The sequence below is a fragment of the Halalkalicoccus sp. CG83 genome, from assembly GCF_037081715.1.
GTDB lineage: Archaea > Halobacteriota > Halobacteria > Halobacteriales > Halalkalicoccaceae > Halalkalicoccus > Halalkalicoccus ordinarius.
The window spans coordinates 153,470-170,080 of record NZ_JAZDDH010000003.1 but is presented as its reverse complement, the minus strand read 5'-3'; the positions used below and the strand labels follow the sequence as shown (position 1 = coordinate 170,080).

Here is a 16,611-nt window from a genome sequence, read left to right as displayed (position 1 = left end):
GGCAAGTATCGTGTTTTTTGTGTTAGCCTATAGCTGATTTTGGCAGTGTTAGCTAGTCATCTGGTACAGTGTCGATCAACGCCGAGGCTACTTCACTAGGCGAATTTCACCAGCGATGAATATCCAGACCGTAGGAAAAGTTAATATATTATAATGAGGTATGGCAAGCTGTGTTGATAGAACAGGAACCGCCACACTCGCGAGTCGCACCGTCTGACCGGGATGACAGCCCCCGCGCCGATACTGATGAGAGGAGTCTAGATGTCGTTCCAGCGACAGTTGAGATCAACCTCGCGATTGATCCAGTTGCGTATCGCTATGAGAGTTGGTCTGAGATGGCCAATGGGTGGATAGAGTCGTTGCGATCAACAGCTACGACTATGCCGGATTCCGATCACGATCAAATTCGGAACGTGACTCCTTTAGTGCCGCTCCCAGAAGTCGAAGCTCTGGTTGAACAGTTAGTGGTGAGTGGCGAGGTTACCTTGCCTCACGAACCCACCGACACCGCAGAAGACACGTCTTCGCTGTGAGCTGCGGAGACGTATCACGGCGTGCGCTGGCCTCTGTCACAGAAGTACGATATTGCTGCCAGAGACGGCTATAACAGTATAAATATCTCTCTCACCAGGAGCTGATGATCACCGAACTTGCGAACCGGTACCGAAGTTACTGACCCTAGACCGAAACTCTCTATAAAGAGTAATAAACACCAAGCTTCTCCATGCAATCTGCTTAATTAAAGTGCAGAGGTGTCTATAGACACGCCGTTATCTGGGCTAAGGGAATTGGCTTCCCCCCTCCCCCCCGGCCGATTGCCCCAAGGACGTGTAGTGCCCAGATGGACGGCGTAGGAGCACCTCTGAAATAGCTCCTTTTCGGGCTGAAGGGATCAACTAGCAAAATCCCCCAGCATGGTTGACGAGGTCAGAGAGCAGACGCCCACGATCGCTTAGCGCATAGCGGGTATCGGATCGTATAACACGATTCAAATATGAACCGCAAAGTATGACAATCAAATGAGTTTTACTGCTCATTGCTAGGGATCCGATTTGCTCCCCCACCTTTCCACCCTCTCTGGCACTGGGCTGGAGGATGCTCATCCACTAAACGCATGCCACCGTTACCATGGAGGACGTGCTCGAGAAGCTCGAGCGAGGTGGTTCCTCATCACTCTCCGATTTCGAGCGCGAGATCGTGCTCTCCCGGCTCGCGAGTAAGGGCGTGATCGACCTCGAGGCGCTGTACGAGCCTTGGATCGAGAATGAATCGCCACTGCCGTGATCGCGGGAACCGCTCTCCGAGTTTCGCGATCTCGTGCCCGATCGGGAGGCGATCGCGAAGCTCTGGGACCCCTAAACACGTCCCGACCGAGCGGAGTAGTCACGCATCGCCGCTTCCATCGGTCTCTCCTGAGAGTCTCAATTCTCCGCGCTCGTTGAGATTTGAGATAGGCGTGCCGTGGGCAAGCTAGTCGTATGTATCGCCGTCGTCGTCGGACCGAACGCCCTGGAAGCCGTCGTATCGTTCGCCGACGTCGGTTCCTTCCCGGAAGACAGACACCAACGTTTCGTGGGGGGCCGACTTCATCCGTGCGGGCGCGCTCACTATCAGCCTGGGAGAGTTCGATTACCTCGATGTCCTCGCTGCCGGGTTCGGACACTCTGATGGTCGGGCGAGGACCTCGGTCTGATACCCGTGGTTGGGATTGACGTAGAGACGACGCTCACTCCTCGTCATCCTTCGCGTGATATTCCGCTTCTCTCAGTCGTGATTGGGGGTAGGAGTAGCGTCTCCGGTCATCGGGGACGGCGTCGGCGATCAGCTCGCCGAACGGCGTATCCGGGTTTCTACCAGCCTTCAGGTCCGCGTCCTTTTGCCAGAGGCCGAGTTCGTGCTCGTTCTCGACGAACACGATACTGATGACCGGATCGTCCGCTGGGTACGTCGGATTATAGTCGGCGACCGTTGACCCTGTTTGGGAGACTTCAACGTCGTCAGCGTGGTCGTCGGTCACATCAACGACGAGCATCCGGGGGTCATCGTTCTCGTCCTCGGTATCGTTCTCGCGATCGGTGACGAGATCGCCGGGGTCGAAGTATGGAGATTTGGACTGCATGCCGTTCACTGTTTGGCCTCCTGGGTCTTGTTCCCGTCGTCGGTTGCCCCGCGGTCCCGTCGGTACTCAGCACTAACAATCCTATGATACTAGAGGAGGACTCTGACAGTGTTGTCCTTCTGCAGCAGAGAGTATCTGATCAGCTGACTATCGATGACGATTCAAGCTGTTGGGTCCGATTCGAGTCGCTGCTTTGGTTCGAGATGATCCGATTTGACGACACTGAGTTCGTCGTTTTCGGGTTCGTCGACTAACTGCCAGCCGAACTCAAACCGGAGACTCTGGCCTTCTCCGGTCCCGATCCATGACGTATCCATACCGCTATCCAATTTGAAGTGGATCGTCTCGGGCGGATTTAGCGTCATACTCTCATTGCCAACGAGTAATGTGACTCGATCTCCGTACTCTAATTCGTTCGCGAAGTCGTGCAGGAACGCAGCAAGCTCCGAGCGACTCTTCTCTTGTTCCATGATAATATCCCGCATGATGGTTTTCCAACTCTATACCTCGACAGCAAGTAGGGTAGAGTACGATAAAATATGGATTGTAAACTATTAAAGATTCCGTGAGCTATGTTGTGCTATCTCCCAAGAACGCAGACGACTTCTGGGCACTCTAAGTCGTCTCTCTGATACCCGGAGTGGATGAACCAGCGAACGCCCAACCCAGTACGTCTTCTTTAGCCGCTCTGGGGACACCGATGATCTCAAACAGGTAGTCGAGTCCCGAAACGATGTCCATCTCTACGATCTGCCGGCCGTACTCTCTGCCCTATAAGGGAACGGCCGACTCGTTCGTTGTCTTCATCTAAGTTCCCATGAACTGCTTCAGTCTAGCGCGTGGTTTGATTGCCTCGATTACGAACCGATTTTCTGACTGGCCGGATTCACTGTCTGTTTCACTACGTCTGGATGTACAAGACCTTACTCCGTCGATGAGACAGTTATTTGGTGAAGTTGAAGGTGTGTTCACGGCTGGTATCACAACTCGGGCAGGTGTGATGATAGACGATCTGTCGACCGTTTGTCTGACTTGTCCAGTTGCTATCCTCATCGACGTACCCACACGTCGGACATTTCTTCTCAGTGGTTTCGTAGCGTCGTTTGATCCGCTCGAAAGGTGTTACCATATACCACTCTTAGTACTATGTCCAAATAAGAGTTGAGCTGATTTCTGAGAACGACGGCAGCGGAGCGATTACAATTGATTACACGACGAAGAGCTGTAAGGAAGTAGTAGAACGCCGTTCCCATATCGTTCATAGGAGTAGAGAACGATTCAAGTAGGGCGTCCGGGCCATGGTGAGATCGGTGTAGGAGTCATCAGCCGAGTCGGCGGTTGGAACAGGTGGATTTCATCACCCGAACGGACCCATAGAGTGGGTGTCTGCTATGGAAGACCCGACCGCTTTCAGTGCGACATATTGTATCTCATTGAGGGTTTAGACGCCAACAGGGGTAGCAATCATCGGAAGAGAAGGAAGTCTCGACAGGATACCCGTGAGATATTTACATCTGGGGTTTCCGCAGCATCGGGATGATCGGTGGCATCGTGCCTACCTGTATCATGCCAAGGATCTCAAATCCATGCCGTGCATAGAGTGAGATGTTCTCCGGGTTGCTTGATTCAAGATACGCGAGGGCCCCCTCTTGATCACATCTGGCGAGTGCATGTCTCATCAATGCTGATCCAGAGCCCTTCCGCTGGTGGGTGGGATCTGCGCCAATGAACGGTAAGTACCAGTATGGTTCGGTAGGATGATAGCTCTCGATCTGTTCGACTACTGAGAACAGGTGCTCTTGGCGCTCTTCTGGGACGGTGTTCTGGATCAGCTCGATCAACTCGTCTTCGTCCGGCTGCACTCCTGGCGGAAGCCAGAGCGCCGCTGCTGCGAAATCCTCCGTATAATCGGCGGTACCATGGTCAAACGCCTTGCCCGCATAGATCCTGACGAACTCAGGAAAGTGGTGCAGATAGTCGTGTGGGGTGGAGTAGATCCATCGGATAACTGGATCCGAACTAAATGCTAAAACAATGGTATCAATACCGCGTTGCTCATCAACTCTCGTTGCCGTTTTCACCCTAGTAGGTTCTGAAGCCCTAGAGACTTGTTGAAGCGACATTATATTCACATGACTTCATTAAAGCCACGTTACTCTATACGCCATCGAGTAGCATAACTATAGAACCTAATATGTACCTCTCTTATAATCCTACTATAGTACCTCAGAATGGGATAATACTGAATACACACGTTGTCTTCGGTACGTTACTTCTTTCATCGGCCGAGGTTTCTATGTTTGATAATACATTTACCGGATATGGACGCTCATCGCTATCGTGTTCATTTCCGGCCATCTCACCAATGACTGGGCAGCGAAAGTCGGTGCCAACCAGGCTACCCACGACCTGCCCGATGAGAATTACGTCTATGCATTCCCGTACTGGGATGCGCTGAGCGGTGAGGACATAGAGGAGTACCTCTCCTTTGATGCTGGCTGGCACGCGAACATTGGAGAAACCGCTGCAGTGATGGCCATTGACGAGGGCCTTGTCGACCTCGAAAGCACGTCCTTTGACGATCCCGATATGCCAATGGATATCGAGAACTCTGCAGCGCTACTCGATCATCTCCTCATTGGAAAAGGTGCGTACTACCGGGTCAGTGAGACGGGGGTCTGGGGTGATCCGAGTGACGCAACCGCGGAGCTCGGCGAAGACTACTTCGATACGATCACGCACGCCGTTGCCGAACTCATCAACACGTTCCAAGATGTCCGGGAGGACCTCTACCAGCGCCAGCGTCCGGATCGCGCACAGGAGCAGTGGTAGCTACACCGCATCACGCGTCCGAATTTATTTCCTGTGTGTAGATATCGAATAGCGTGGGTGACCAGCCGTCCATGTTTGCGAGGCGTCGAGACACAATGGAAGACAGTCACGTTGACAAGTAACCCACTTAGAGCAATGACGGGATTCAAGCATTCGAATCGATAGGTGGACCTGAAGACGTTGAGTCACACCAAACGAGCAGAACGACGACGAACTGCTGGCAGTTCCCCCTCAATACTAATTCCAGTCTTCTCTTGAGATCGGTGTGCTGAATAGGGCGAGTATCCCTCTACTTCGTTCCGATACCGATGTGCACCGGCTGGGTAAGGACGGCTGAACCACTCCCCCCAGCGCGTTCATTGAGCATCCTGTCCAACACCTTCCGGGCAGCGATCCGTTGCTCCTCGGTGGTGTCGACTACCAGCGCCCCAGCAATGGGGTTGCTGTTCATCACCCAGTCCCAGAGTTGGTCCCCAGAGTCGAACTCCAGCTCCTCAGTGACCGTCTCTACGTGTATCTCCTCAAGTCCAGCCTCCTGGAGCCGCTGGCGGAGCTTTCGGGGATCAGACACCTGAAATGGGAGCGGCGTGGGATCCAATGGAAGTCCTTCGAAATCGGGGCTGACCGCATACATGGCTCGCATGAAGAAGCCGAGGAACTCCACTTCTTTCGGGTTACCAAACACGACAATGAAGATGCGGCCTCCAGGCTTCGTGACGCGTACCATCTCCCCCAGCGCCCGGGGAAGGTCTGGAAACAGCATAACTCCATATTGCGAGCCGGAGACATCGAAGGTGTCGTCCTCGAGATCGAGCGCATGACCGTCCATAACCCGTGCTTCGATGGTGGAGACTCCCTCCTCTTTTGCGCGTGCTTCAAGGCGCTCGACCATAGCGGGAGAGATATCAGTCGCAACCACGTCTGCGCCGAGCCGCGCCGCAGGAAGGCTAAGGGCGCCGGTGCCTGCCGCGACGTCCAAAAACCGCATTCCCTGGTGAAGACCCGCGGTGTCCAGGGCCGCTTTCGAAACGGGTCTGTGTGTCGGGGTAACGAACTCGTCATAACCCGCCGCGATCGTATCCCAGGCGTCCTGTGTTTGTTGTTGCTGAGTGGTCATCCTAGTAGCTACGCGCCCGTAGGAGATAGTAATGATCCTTGATAACCATGATCATACTTGAAGAGAGAGCATCTGAGGAGATCACGGAGAGGTACCTACTCCCGCTGATTACGGACCGCGCTCTAAACAATCCACGATATCGAAGAGGACCTGATTGAATCACTCGGGTTCCTCGATGGTGAGACAGTAGCCGCTTTCTTCGAACAGTTCGAATCTGCTGTCTGGGACGAGTTCCACTATCCGCTCGACGGATTCGACGCTCCGCTATTTTTCGTCCGCCCCGGCGCACACTAACATCGGGACATCAATGTCGGGCAAACCTCTGGCGGCTCACGCAAGATATCGGCGTAGATCGCGCTCTTGATCGGGGGCGGAGTGTGCGATGGCTCGTCGAACATCATCGTTTTGAGTTCCCGTGTCGGCGAGTCTTTGAGTAGTAATTCGTTCTCCCGTTCGATAAGACCCAGATGGTCAGTCTGGATATCGACGAAGGTACTGCTGAGTTTCTTCCGTTCGTCCGAATTCGTAGTCCTCCTGCTGGAACGGCGGTGGTTCACTGTCTACATTTCCTAGTGCATGTACCCGTTCCCTGCCGAACTGATCGACGTGTTCCCACGTGACAGCCGCATTCTCGACCACCCTGACAGGGCAACATCGTCCAGATCACGGTGGTCGAGAAATTCGTGTATACCACGGGCATATTGACGGACAGTGTGACCGTGCTCTGTTTTCTCCGACCGACCGTGGCTTCTGTAATCAAAAGCCACTGCCCGATACTCATCAGAGAGACCCGTCAGCTGCGGCTCGAGGAATCTGAGCCCCACTCACGCCCCGTGGAGAAACAGAGCGGTTGTCCCTTTCCGTAGTTCTCATAATAAAGGGAGGCTCCATTGCAGTCAGGAGTCTCGTACAGAGGCTACTCTTCGAGCGCAGCGTTGAACAACGCAGTGTCAGCGTATGACGTCCACTGAACGATCTTCCCGTCCTCGAACTCGAAGCTGTGTGCGTTCGGGTATTCCACTGACTTTCCTGTCTTGTTATACGTACCACTCCAAGTGTGGAGTACAACGACGGTATCACCGTCTGCGACGTATCGCTCTGGGATGACCGAAACATCCACCCACTCAGTTCCTAACCTGGAAAAGACGTTCTCAACGATCTCGTCGAATCCATGGTGCGTTCCTCCGCCAGCAATCCCCTTTGGTTCGTGTAACTCTACATCGGGATCCATGATGTCTCGTATGGCCTCGATATCGCCCTCGGCGAACGACTCGTAGAGTCCCTTGACGGTTTCCCTATTTTCTGTAGGTGTCGTGACCGACATAATTATAACGTACTACCATTACATTCTCAGAGATGATATAGATGGCGAGATACGTACCAACTCGGACAAGAGACTACCAGTATATCACGTTCTGCTGAATACTCTCTTCGCCTCATCGTCGCAATCACCAACTACGAACGAGGAGATAATCTAGGAAGTACGGTGATCACGGTGTGAGAACTCTTCTATGGCCCCCGCTATGTTATCCTGAAATATCTCTACAAAAAGATTCGAATGACTGCATCCTATCATTTCTTGACTACCAGCTTGGAACTCAAGGACGACTGATCGTCCGAATCGTCCGCCTCATACAGACGCGAGAACATCTCCGGTGTGAGGGCTACCGCTTCGCGCCGATACGTTTCAAAGGTCCACTCTGCCCACGTGAAGACCGTTTCGTCGCTCGTTTCGATTAGTGCAAGCGGGGCCCCTTTTTCGTCGTCGACTCCGAAGTAGACGGTGTCGTCGTTGATCCCGATCACGTGCGGAACGTCGGCATCGGTGACGAACATCTCGAGTTGATCGCACGGAAGGACGCTACCAACCCACGAGGCGTGTGGAGTCCCGGCTACCGTCCGGACAACGTCCTGAGTGACCACGGCTTCCAACCGGTGTGTGCCAGTCGTGGTTCCGTGACGATGAGCGCTGAGACACGGATCGGGTAGTGCATGCGTGAGAATCCGCGAGCGAGCGGCGTCGCGCTCTATCTCGGCCGCTCGATCCATCGGTGCGAGCGGATCGTCTCGGCTCGATGGCGTGACGGTGGCGTCCATGACCCACTCGAGATCGAACTCCAGCAGTTCGGTCGGGATCCTCCCCCAGATGCCTCGCAGCTGCCATTCGATTTCCATTCGATGCAGCAGGTCGTCGAATCCGATTGCGACGAACGTTCCGATAGGCGTCAGCTCGTATCGGTGGTCGGTTCGAACGATCCATTCCCGTCTCTCGAACGCACGCAGAATGCGACTGAGTGTCGCCGACGAGGCACCCGTGATCGTGCCCAACTCGGCTCGACTGTAGGGTCCTTCGTGTAACGCGGCGAGGATGACGCTTCGGTGGGCCGAGTCTGCGAGAAAGTTGACCTCTTCTAAGGGCTCGGCCATGGTATTGGTTCACATGCAGTCGATATATACCTTCGTACCGTCCGATCGGTCCTCCGGTTTCGATTCGCCATCTACCGGCTCCGAGTCGACGGACGATGGTGTCAAGCGGAGCCCAGCAGTTCGGGACGACTGAGCGAGTCCAACCGTCACTCGGGCGATCTCGCTTCGAATTTGCGGCGTGGAACCGTTTCATCAAATGAGATTATCTCTACATGGCGCGTAGTACCTCACATGGGAATCAAAAATCAGCCACAGGTACCCAGTACGGAAGCACCCACGATTGGAACGGTATCTCTCGACGTGGCCAAGGACGTTATCGACGCCGCTGAACGGCGAGCGGATGCGATCAACACTCCGATGGTAATCACGGTCGCAAACTCGGAGGGCAACCTCATTGCGCAACACCGGATGGATGACGCGTGGCTCGCGTCGGTAGACATCTCGCGGAACAAAGCCTACACGGCTGCTGCGCTGGACATGCCGACGCATGATCTTGCCGAGCCGTCCCAGCCCGGTGAATCGCTGTACGGTCTCCAGAACACCAACGAGGGTCGAATGGTCGTTTTCGGCGGCGGATATCCGCTGACGCAGAACGGCGAGGTCGTCGGTGCGATCGGCGTCAGCGGTGGGGCTGTCGATCAGGACATGGACGTCGCGAAGGCTGGCGTCAGCAGGTTCAACGATCTCACCGCCTGATCTCGATGACTGTGGATGGGGAGGGACTTTCCGCTACCGCACGACGGATGATCCGTTTTGACAGGGCCGCTGCCGGCGGGAGGTCACGGACCTCGAGAGCATGCTCATCGGGACGGAGTGGAGATCGTAGGGGTGTGACCAGTGGGGTCCGTTTCACGTAATGAAACCATCTCCCTAGGTGACTTCATCATCAAATGTGTACTATACGTGGTATGGGACGATCACGTATTCGCACCATCCCGTACACCTCGAAGCGACGCCAACTGAAAGTTCGAGTGGGAGACACCCCCGTGCCGAGATTTGCGACATGGGATGAACACCGGATTGAAATGCGACGTGCAGCTGATGAGACCCGAGCAGCTGCATTCGCACGCCGAGCATCGTAACAGTACCATTACCGCCTGAAACCCCGCTATCAACAATTCTTCTCTACGGAGAGAGCGACCAAACCGACCACGAGGAAGACACCAATCGAACCCGCCCCACCAATATGACCGTACAGAACCATTCTATGTCGATAACGATTGGCGACGCATCCGAGATACCGAACAACAGTAGAGCATTCTATACGATAGATGGAGAGAATATCGCGATCCTCAACATCAACGAGAAACTGTACGCGATCCGGAATTCGTGTCCGCATATGGGCGGGCCTCTGGGGGAGGGGAAAATACTCCGCAAGCCATCCAAAGCCGAACCGTTCGTCTCCTCCTTCAGGGAATTCACGCCGAACACAGGAGTCATCCAAAAACCAGCATCGGTAGCAGATGAGAACGCGCCACCCACGATCAGCTGTCCACTGCATGGGTGGGAGTTCGATCTCGCGGAGGGGACGCCAGTGTTTCCCGCGAAACAGGCCCTGAAAACGTACGCCGTCTGGGTCGAGGACGGCCTGATCAAGCTTGATCTGACAGCCGATGCAGGAGCTGCGTCTATCGGTGCAAGCGGCCGGACTCACAGTCGCGAAGATCGGTCACAGAAGGGACCCTGTTAAAATACTCAAACTGTGACAGGCTTCACGAATCGTGCTGAATAGAGAGCGCGTATTCAGCGACGCATAGAAACGAATAAATCATGCGCCATAACGTGGATTATATCCCTCAACGGAGAACTCAGCGGGGGTAGGGGAGGGGGAATCAAACCCTGTTCTTTAGATACGTATTCCCCTCAACCAGCGCCCGGATCTGCAACAGGTACGTGCAACTTCTATCGAACGGCGAACTCAGCATGCCACATCCGAAATAAACGATAGTATGGTGCTAAATACAGCGCGTGTATCTTGTAGGTCTGTATTGACCGTACGAGAAACGATGACTGAAATGGGTGCGCCAGCCTCAGTCCGCCGGCTGAATGTTCTGATTCACGTGGAAGAAGTTATCGGGATCGTACCGAGCCTTGACTTCCTGTAACCGCTCGTAGTTATCGCCATACGTCGCGCGAATTCGGTCCTCGCCCTCTTCCATCATGAAGTTGATGTACGAGCCATCGGCCGAATATGGATGCAGCGCTTCCCAGTATTCCCGGGCCCAGGTAGTGATCTCCTCGCTCTTGGCCGGATCCGGATCGACGCCTACGATGACCATCGACCAGTTGGCGTCGCGATACCGCCAAGCGGTTTCATCCGCGTCGACGCGGTGAACGGCCCCGTTAATGGGATAGAGGTGCATGGTTGACTGTGGCGTCGGTACCTCCCCAAAGTGCTGATGTTCTGCGATGGCATCGTCAGTCAGGTCGCGCACGAAGTCACCCTTCCAGTACCAGTGATCACCTGATGGGTATAACGGATCGAACATTCCCTGGACTGCCGGATAGGGCATCTCCTCGATGTGCTCGAACAGCGGCTCGGCGACGTCGCGGGCTGGTTCGAGTACATCATCAATCTAGTCTTTCGGCCCCAGATAGCACCACATCAGTCCACAGACGTTCTCACCGTGGATCGCTTCCGGGAAAGGATCGCCGGGCACCTGTGCGGTCAGATAGAAAGCATAGACGTCCTCAGGCGCTTGAGGCAGCCATTCGCGATACCACCGCATGATAGATTCCATCTCCTCGATCGGCCAAAACATCGGTCCGGCGATCACTGTCTCGACTGGATGGACCTGGAACTCGAACGACGTGACCACGCCGAAGTTGCCGCCACCGCCGCGCAGCGCCCAGAACAGGTCCGAATTCTCGTCCTCGCTCGCGTGGACCAGTCGCCCGTCAGCCAGCACGACATCCGCGCTCAGCAGATTGTCGATGGTCAGACCGTACTTACGGGTCAGATATCCGTGCCCGCCGCCGAGAGTTAGACCTCCGACACCGGTCGTGGAGATGACCCCACTGACTGTCGCCAGTCCGAAGGCGTGGGTGGCGTGATCGACATCACCCCAGACGCAACCGGGTTCGACGCGCACGGTTTTCGCATCCGGATCGACGTAAATGCCCTTCATGTTGAGCAGATCGATAACCAGTCCGTCGTCCACCAGCGATAGTCCGGGTCCATTGTGGCCACCGCTGCGGATGGCGGTCTCAAGATCGTGGTCACGGCCGAAGTTCACAGCTGTGATCACGTCCGCGACATTGGCGCACCTGGCGATCAATGCCGGGTGCTTGTCGATCATCGCATTGTATATCGCGCGCGCTTCGTGGAATTCCGGGTCTTCAGGTCGAATCAGTTCGCCGCGTAGCGTTTCTCCGAAGTCTCCGATGGCTGTTTCATCAGCGTCGACTGTTGTTGACATGACGTCCTCTGTTTCTCGCGCTCATCCCAACCCCTCCTTTTCCCCACCCAGAGCATAGAGAGAGCGTTAGCTCTCCTACGACGCAGGTCATGATAGCTGTTTGCAATACTCATAGTCTGCTGAATACATCAAGACGGGGGTTCCTCTGTGTGCCACCGCTGCATATGCTCGGCGTGGGTATCGAGGTACGCACCGGCTTTGAACTGTGCGTCGTAGTAGTCCGTGTCAATATGGTGTACCTGGACGCAGCCGGGCAGCACCATCGTCGGTACCGTCCCCGGGAACTTCCCGTGTTTGTCGTAGACGTACTGGGCGATCTCACCGAGGCACTCGACTGTCTCGTCGTCGTATGGCTCGATCGAGCGCTTCACCGCCTCGCTGTCCTCCCACGGACCAGGCGTCGCCGGGTCGTAGGTGCCGCCCGGGCCAAACTTCCGCTCGACGAGTGCGTCGACTGCTGCGTGCATGTCCGGGTAGTACGGCGGACAGAGGCCCTCGTACTGGTCGTCGAGGCCCACTGGGTTTGGTGCGGTCCAGTTCTCATCGTCGACGAACCGGAACCCGAGCCCATCGAGGTCGTCGCGCGTTGGAGCGCCAAACAGGCTCAACTCGTTGATCCCGGCGAAGTACAACCCGCCCAACCCCATCGCCTGCATCGTAAGCACCATGTTGTGTGCCATGAAGGCCAACTCGGCACAGTTCTGTTCCAAGGTGGCACGTTCGAGGAAGGACAGTGGGAACGCCTTATCGGCGTCCAATAACCCCGATTCGATGTGTGGCTTGAGGTCGCCGGCCGGTTCACCGATCTCGTCATCCATGATCACGTAGCCGTTCTCGACGAACAGACAGAGAAGCGCCAGCATCTCTTCGCTGGCGTCGCCGACGGGCATGAACAGCGTCGACCCTGGCGTGTTGGTCCACCAGTGGTTCGGTTCGAGGATGTGGCCGGATTCGGCGGGGATGTCCACCCGCTCGTCGGCGAGTTTCTCAGTGTGTGCTCTGGCCACTGCCAGAATGCGTTCGGCGTCGTCTTTGAGGTCCATTGCCTCGCGGAGCCGGCTCGGTTCGACGCTCCGGGTGTTCGTCAGGTACGTGCCGTCGTCGTCGGTATAGAACAGGACCGGCGTGCCGATCCCGGCCGCCGTCGGTGCCGTTCGACCGGTCAACCGGACCGAGAAGTCGGTGTGCTCGTCCGGCCGGTGCGGGCCGAACGGAATTCCGTAGTGCCACCCACTCACCCCGGTCCCGGCAGCGACGAGGACCGATTGCTCGAGGTCGGATAATGGTAGCGGGTCAGCGTCCGATTCGAACGCCAGCGGTCCTGACGGAATCGACAAGCCACGACCGAATCGACGAGATCGTCGCCCAAAAATGGCCTGAAACAGTGGATACTCGAACAGTTCGGGAAGGGATTGTGTGGTGTCAGGCATGGTGATTCCTCGATGTGTTACCAGACATCGATTGTGGTGAGAGCACCTGCAGGTTTGGCGATGTTTTGGCTGCCATGAGTTGGTTGATCCTGCTCTACTATGAGAACTAATCACATAACGTCACCCCGTGAAACGACTGTAGAGGTTGAACAGGATGCGTTCTTTGACCATGGAAACGTGTGCTAGACGTCGGTCCGTTAGTGAACGATATGCACCTCCTGTTCAGCACCGATCGAACGAACTACGTTGGGTGATGTTTGCGTTCATGGTGATTGTGGGCTCGATGAACATCATCAGGATGGCGCTCATTGCGGTCGTGCTCTCGCTTGAACGAACTGTTGCGTGAGGTGAACAGCTGACCCATGCAGTCGGGATTTTCGCTGGCACAGCGGGGAGTACTCTCGTCGTGATCTCAGTGATAGAGAGTCGCTCTTCGCGTTCGATGGATTCCCTGGATTCAGCACGCTCGTTGAAACCTCTCATCGCTTGAGGGGTTCAATACGGTCACAACACTGCGTACCAATGAGTACGGCGAGATTGCTACTAGGATTCAGTCTCATCGATGCAACGTCCGTCCTTTCTGGCCCACCTTGTGCAACGAGACGCTTGCAGGAGGGGAAAACGTTGCACAAGGGAGTATCCAACTGATCACACCGTGGTGTGATACGCTCACAAAACTAGAACTGACGAAATCGTTTCTACCCACGCTACTACTGAATGGGAGGAAAGCTGTGCGTGTTGGGACTAGGATGGCCCGGCTTGTGTCGGGTGAGTAGTGCGGCCTATTCCTGTTCGTGTTATTTTGTTGTTAGGAAATTACGCTTCCTGTGGGGCGTGCTCGTTTATTCCAAGGCGTACCGAGGAACCCTTTGCAGTGGTACGCTTAACCACTGTGATCCCTCCTGCTCTCGTCGAAGCATCGAGACGTCATCGGAGAGCACAGCAGCGTACAAACGGCGAAGGTCTCGTGCTTCGGCTACGGATAATGCCTCCCCCTTCGGAAATCCCTCGGTAAGAGGGGCGTACGCTGTAACGTCTATGCCGAACGCCCTGAGATATGATTGAACAGGGGTCGTCAGGCCATTGTAGATTGCCTCAGTAGTGAGCTGTTCAAGCCGGTCGAATGGGGGGATCACGATTCGATCGGAGTGGACCCCTGGCCTAGGACCAACAATGAGCGGTTTTGTTGCCAACTGCTCAAGTACACCCTCGATATCGTACGCAAGGCGGATCACTTGACGTGGCAACGCCGTATCAGGTGCACGCCATTCAACAGTACCAATATCGTTCCGGATACGCACAGGTCCATGAATGACATCATCCGGGCTGAAGTGCTCAGTGACGGTCTCACGATCAATTCCCGCTACACGGGCACGTTCGATGAATAACTCGAACGTCTGATGCAGTCGGTTGTTGCACTCTGCCTCTGTCCATACGTACGGCTGAAGACGACGAAACGGTGCAAAGCGGGCAGACATGCTTCGTCGGTAGGCCGCTGCACGTGCCGATGCAGCAGTTTGCTGACCGTCGTAGTATGGGGTTGAAGCGACGAGTGCTAATGCTGGATCAAGCGCCGTAAGAAGATTTGCTTGTGCGATAGCATCCGTCTGATCGAAGTGGATATGGGTGCCGGCTACATTCTTTGCGAAACGTAACTCCTCTCCGTACACTCGCTCCAAAATCATTCCACGGGCTGACGTTGCAGGTGGGCGTGCCTCAATGAGCGTTGTTCCGAGTGGAACGACGAAGAGATCATTGGCCGCTGCGATTGCTAGTAGCTCTGTAAGAGAGTCTATGATTTCTGACTCAAGTTCCGTTTGACTGGCTACAGGTGGGAGTACAAGCTCGAGAAGTGAGTCGACACATTCGGGAACGGCATATTTGTGAGCGTCAATAAGCTCAGCTGCCGATGTGAGAACTCCGTTTTTATCTACGACCCAGTATTCTAGCTCAAGTCCTATTTTCATATATCCGTCACCTGCCGCTACCCAATGGTTCAGTATTGCTACCCGAAACGACAGATGTATATACGCGACCTACATATATAAATAGTCCTATTATTCGTTAAGGTTGCCTTTCTCTTTGGCGGCCTCGCTCTTCGAGATCTCTCTGACGTAGTGGAGGAACGTGTCCACCGATGCAATGACGACTCATGGCTAACTCGTGAGAATTTCACTCCCGACAAGTGAGACTCGAACCCAGAGATCGATGACGACGGCCTTATCGAGAATACGATCGAGGACTTCCGCGAGGCTGGATGTGCTTGGTCTTGCTTGACTCAGTGGTACTCAGAGTTACAGAAGACATCTATATTTGTTATCAGTTGCCACGTGCTGGCAAGTTCCGGCCTGGGCAAGCGAACGGTGGTTGGTCGCGTACACCCTATGAAGAGTGAGGAACCAGATCATGACACCATTTGACCGGAAGAACACATCGATCGATGATATCATCGGCCAGATCTTCAATCGTCCGTTTAGTAGTCCGTTTAGTACGGATTATGAGTTTGCCATCGGCTGGGAACTGGACGCGATCGAACCTCCAATCGAAGACGGCCCGGTATCCCAGACGGGAGACGAGTCTCTCATTGACAAGCGCCAAGAGGACAACCGTATGCAGGTCGTTGCTGATCTTCCCAGCGCCGATGATAGCGAACTGACGGCACAGCTCACCGAGGGCCACCGGTTCCTCGAGATCACAACCGGCGAGGAGATGATCGAACGAATCCCCCTCCCGTGGTCGGCCGAGATCGAGACGACGCGGTTCAACAACGGCGTTCTTGACGTGAGGCTCATTCGGATCGACAGAGGCAGCAATGAGTAGCGCTCGGCCGACGCGCGATCAGAGTGATCTCGCCGATGTTTTGGGGTACTGGACAGGGCATTGTGATCAATGCAGACATCGCGATTTCGATCGGTAATACGGAGCTTCTCGGCATCGAGATTCGCACAGCGATCGCTTCGTTCGAGACTACTGCGCAGTATGGACTAGCCTTTCCAAATGGGACTGATATGCGACGTGTCGAGCAGGCTTCCGGACGGGAGCCACTCGAAGACGAGATCGGCCTCGGTATCAAGGCCAGTCACGGTGGAAGTCGAACATCACATAGCAATCCCCCAGTCGTTGAATCTCAGGGTTCTGGTACGCTGTCGAAAACCGATCGCTCAAATGCCGACAATGAGAATGCTGAGGGGCAGAACTCTAAAATGGCGTTGAGACCACTCCCCTGTTTGAGTTCCTCTGAGTCTTTGAAATCGCCCCCCTGAGCTG

Annotated in this window: 14 protein-coding genes, 3 pseudogenes and 1 riboswitch; of the genes and pseudogenes, 6 read left to right on the top strand and 11 right to left on the bottom strand. The window is 55.0% G+C overall.

The window, feature by feature from the left end; translation table 11 throughout:
• Window positions 1-1,128: 1,128 nt before the first annotated feature.
• On the top strand, window positions 1,129-1,284 hold the full coding sequence (locus V0Z78_RS17940) for a hypothetical protein (RefSeq protein ID WP_336346050.1): 156 nt from the start codon (window positions 1,129-1,131) through the stop codon (window positions 1,282-1,284).
• 442 nt (window positions 1,285-1,726) lie between these two features.
• On the opposite strand, the gene V0Z78_RS17935 is transcribed toward V0Z78_RS17940, so the two are convergent.
• The 4 genes from V0Z78_RS17935 to V0Z78_RS17920 all read right to left on the bottom strand — a co-directional run bounded on the left by V0Z78_RS17935 (window position 1,727) and on the right by V0Z78_RS17920 (window position 4,242).
• Entirely contained in the window at window positions 1,727-2,128 is a 402-nt protein-coding gene (locus V0Z78_RS17935; RefSeq protein WP_336346049.1) for a hypothetical protein, read from the bottom strand.
• A gap of 152 nt (window positions 2,129-2,280) precedes the next feature.
• Window positions 2,281-2,589 carry an amphi-Trp domain-containing protein gene (locus V0Z78_RS17930; RefSeq protein WP_336346048.1) on the bottom strand — a complete coding sequence of 103 codons (309 nt, stop codon included), beginning with the start codon at window positions 2,587-2,589 and terminating at the stop codon, window positions 2,281-2,283.
• Between the two features lie 473 nt (window positions 2,590-3,062).
• Window positions 3,063-3,248 carry an HVO_0649 family zinc finger protein gene (locus V0Z78_RS17925; RefSeq protein WP_336346047.1) on the bottom strand — a complete coding sequence of 62 codons (186 nt, stop codon included), beginning with the start codon at window positions 3,246-3,248 and terminating at the stop codon, window positions 3,063-3,065.
• Window positions 3,249-3,425: 177 nt separating this feature from the next.
• A riboswitch (Fluoride riboswitch) is annotated at window positions 3,426-3,490 on the bottom strand.
• A gap of 137 nt (window positions 3,491-3,627) precedes the next feature.
• A complete protein-coding gene (locus V0Z78_RS17920) occupies window positions 3,628-4,242 on the bottom strand; it encodes a GNAT family N-acetyltransferase (RefSeq protein ID WP_336346046.1) in 615 nt (204 codons plus the stop codon).
• A gap of 217 nt (window positions 4,243-4,459) precedes the next feature.
• Between V0Z78_RS17920 and V0Z78_RS17915 the strand changes: the two genes are divergently transcribed.
• Entirely contained in the window at window positions 4,460-4,951 is a 492-nt protein-coding gene (locus tag V0Z78_RS17915; RefSeq protein WP_336346045.1) for a creatininase family protein, read from the top strand.
• Between the two features lie 289 nt (window positions 4,952-5,240).
• Here the strand turns inward: V0Z78_RS17915 and V0Z78_RS17910 are convergent, their stop codons facing one another.
• The 3 genes from V0Z78_RS17910 to V0Z78_RS17900 form a co-directional block, all read right to left on the bottom strand.
• Entirely contained in the window at window positions 5,241-6,068 is an 828-nt protein-coding gene (locus V0Z78_RS17910; protein ID WP_336346044.1) for a class I SAM-dependent methyltransferase, read from the bottom strand.
• Window positions 6,069-6,984: 916 nt separating this feature from the next.
• Window positions 6,985-7,392, bottom strand: coding sequence for a nuclear transport factor 2 family protein (locus V0Z78_RS17905; protein ID WP_336346043.1), 408 nt, complete (start codon window positions 7,390-7,392; stop codon window positions 6,985-6,987).
• A 248-nt stretch (window positions 7,393-7,640) separates the two neighbouring features.
• Window positions 7,641-8,495 carry a helix-turn-helix transcriptional regulator gene (locus tag V0Z78_RS17900; RefSeq protein ID WP_336346042.1) on the bottom strand — a complete coding sequence of 285 codons (855 nt, stop codon included), beginning with the start codon at window positions 8,493-8,495 and terminating at the stop codon, window positions 7,641-7,643.
• Between the two features lie 231 nt (window positions 8,496-8,726).
• Between V0Z78_RS17900 and V0Z78_RS17895 the strand changes: the two genes are divergently transcribed.
• Window positions 8,727-9,191, top strand: coding sequence for a GlcG/HbpS family heme-binding protein (locus V0Z78_RS17895; RefSeq protein WP_336346041.1), 465 nt, complete (start codon window positions 8,727-8,729; stop codon window positions 9,189-9,191).
• Window positions 9,192-9,681: 490 nt separating this feature from the next.
• Complete coding sequence (locus tag V0Z78_RS17890) at window positions 9,682-10,185, top strand: Rieske (2Fe-2S) protein (RefSeq protein ID WP_336346040.1); 504 nt, start codon at window positions 9,682-9,684, stop codon at window positions 10,183-10,185.
• A 340-nt stretch (window positions 10,186-10,525) separates the two neighbouring features.
• On the opposite strand, the pseudogene V0Z78_RS19115 reads toward V0Z78_RS17890, so the two are convergent.
• From V0Z78_RS19115 to gvpA, 4 genes and pseudogenes are all read right to left on the bottom strand, one after another.
• Window positions 10,526-11,914, bottom strand: a pseudogene (locus V0Z78_RS19115) (FAD-binding oxidoreductase).
• 128 nt (window positions 11,915-12,042) lie between these two features.
• Window positions 12,043-13,344: a hypothetical protein gene (locus V0Z78_RS17875; protein WP_336346037.1), complete on the bottom strand. Its 1,302-nt coding sequence runs from the start codon at window positions 13,342-13,344 to the stop codon at window positions 12,043-12,045.
• 842 nt (window positions 13,345-14,186) lie between these two features.
• Entirely contained in the window at window positions 14,187-15,311 is a 1,125-nt protein-coding gene (locus tag V0Z78_RS17870) for a glutamate-cysteine ligase family protein (protein WP_336346036.1), read from the bottom strand.
• Between the two features lie 90 nt (window positions 15,312-15,401).
• Window positions 15,402-15,626: pseudogene (gene gvpA / locus V0Z78_RS19110) on the bottom strand (gas vesicle structural protein GvpA).
• A 124-nt stretch (window positions 15,627-15,750) separates the two neighbouring features.
• Here gvpA and V0Z78_RS17860 point away from each other — a divergent pair.
• The gene (locus V0Z78_RS17860) at window positions 15,751-16,164 is read left to right on the top strand and encodes an alpha-crystallin domain-containing protein (RefSeq protein WP_336346035.1); all 414 of its coding nucleotides are present in this window, start codon (window positions 15,751-15,753) and stop codon (window positions 16,162-16,164) included.
• Window positions 16,157-16,607: pseudogene (locus tag V0Z78_RS17855) on the top strand (gas vesicle protein). The gene V0Z78_RS17860 and the pseudogene V0Z78_RS17855 overlap by 8 nt, the downstream one beginning before the upstream one ends.
• Window positions 16,608-16,611: the final 4 nt, after the last annotated feature.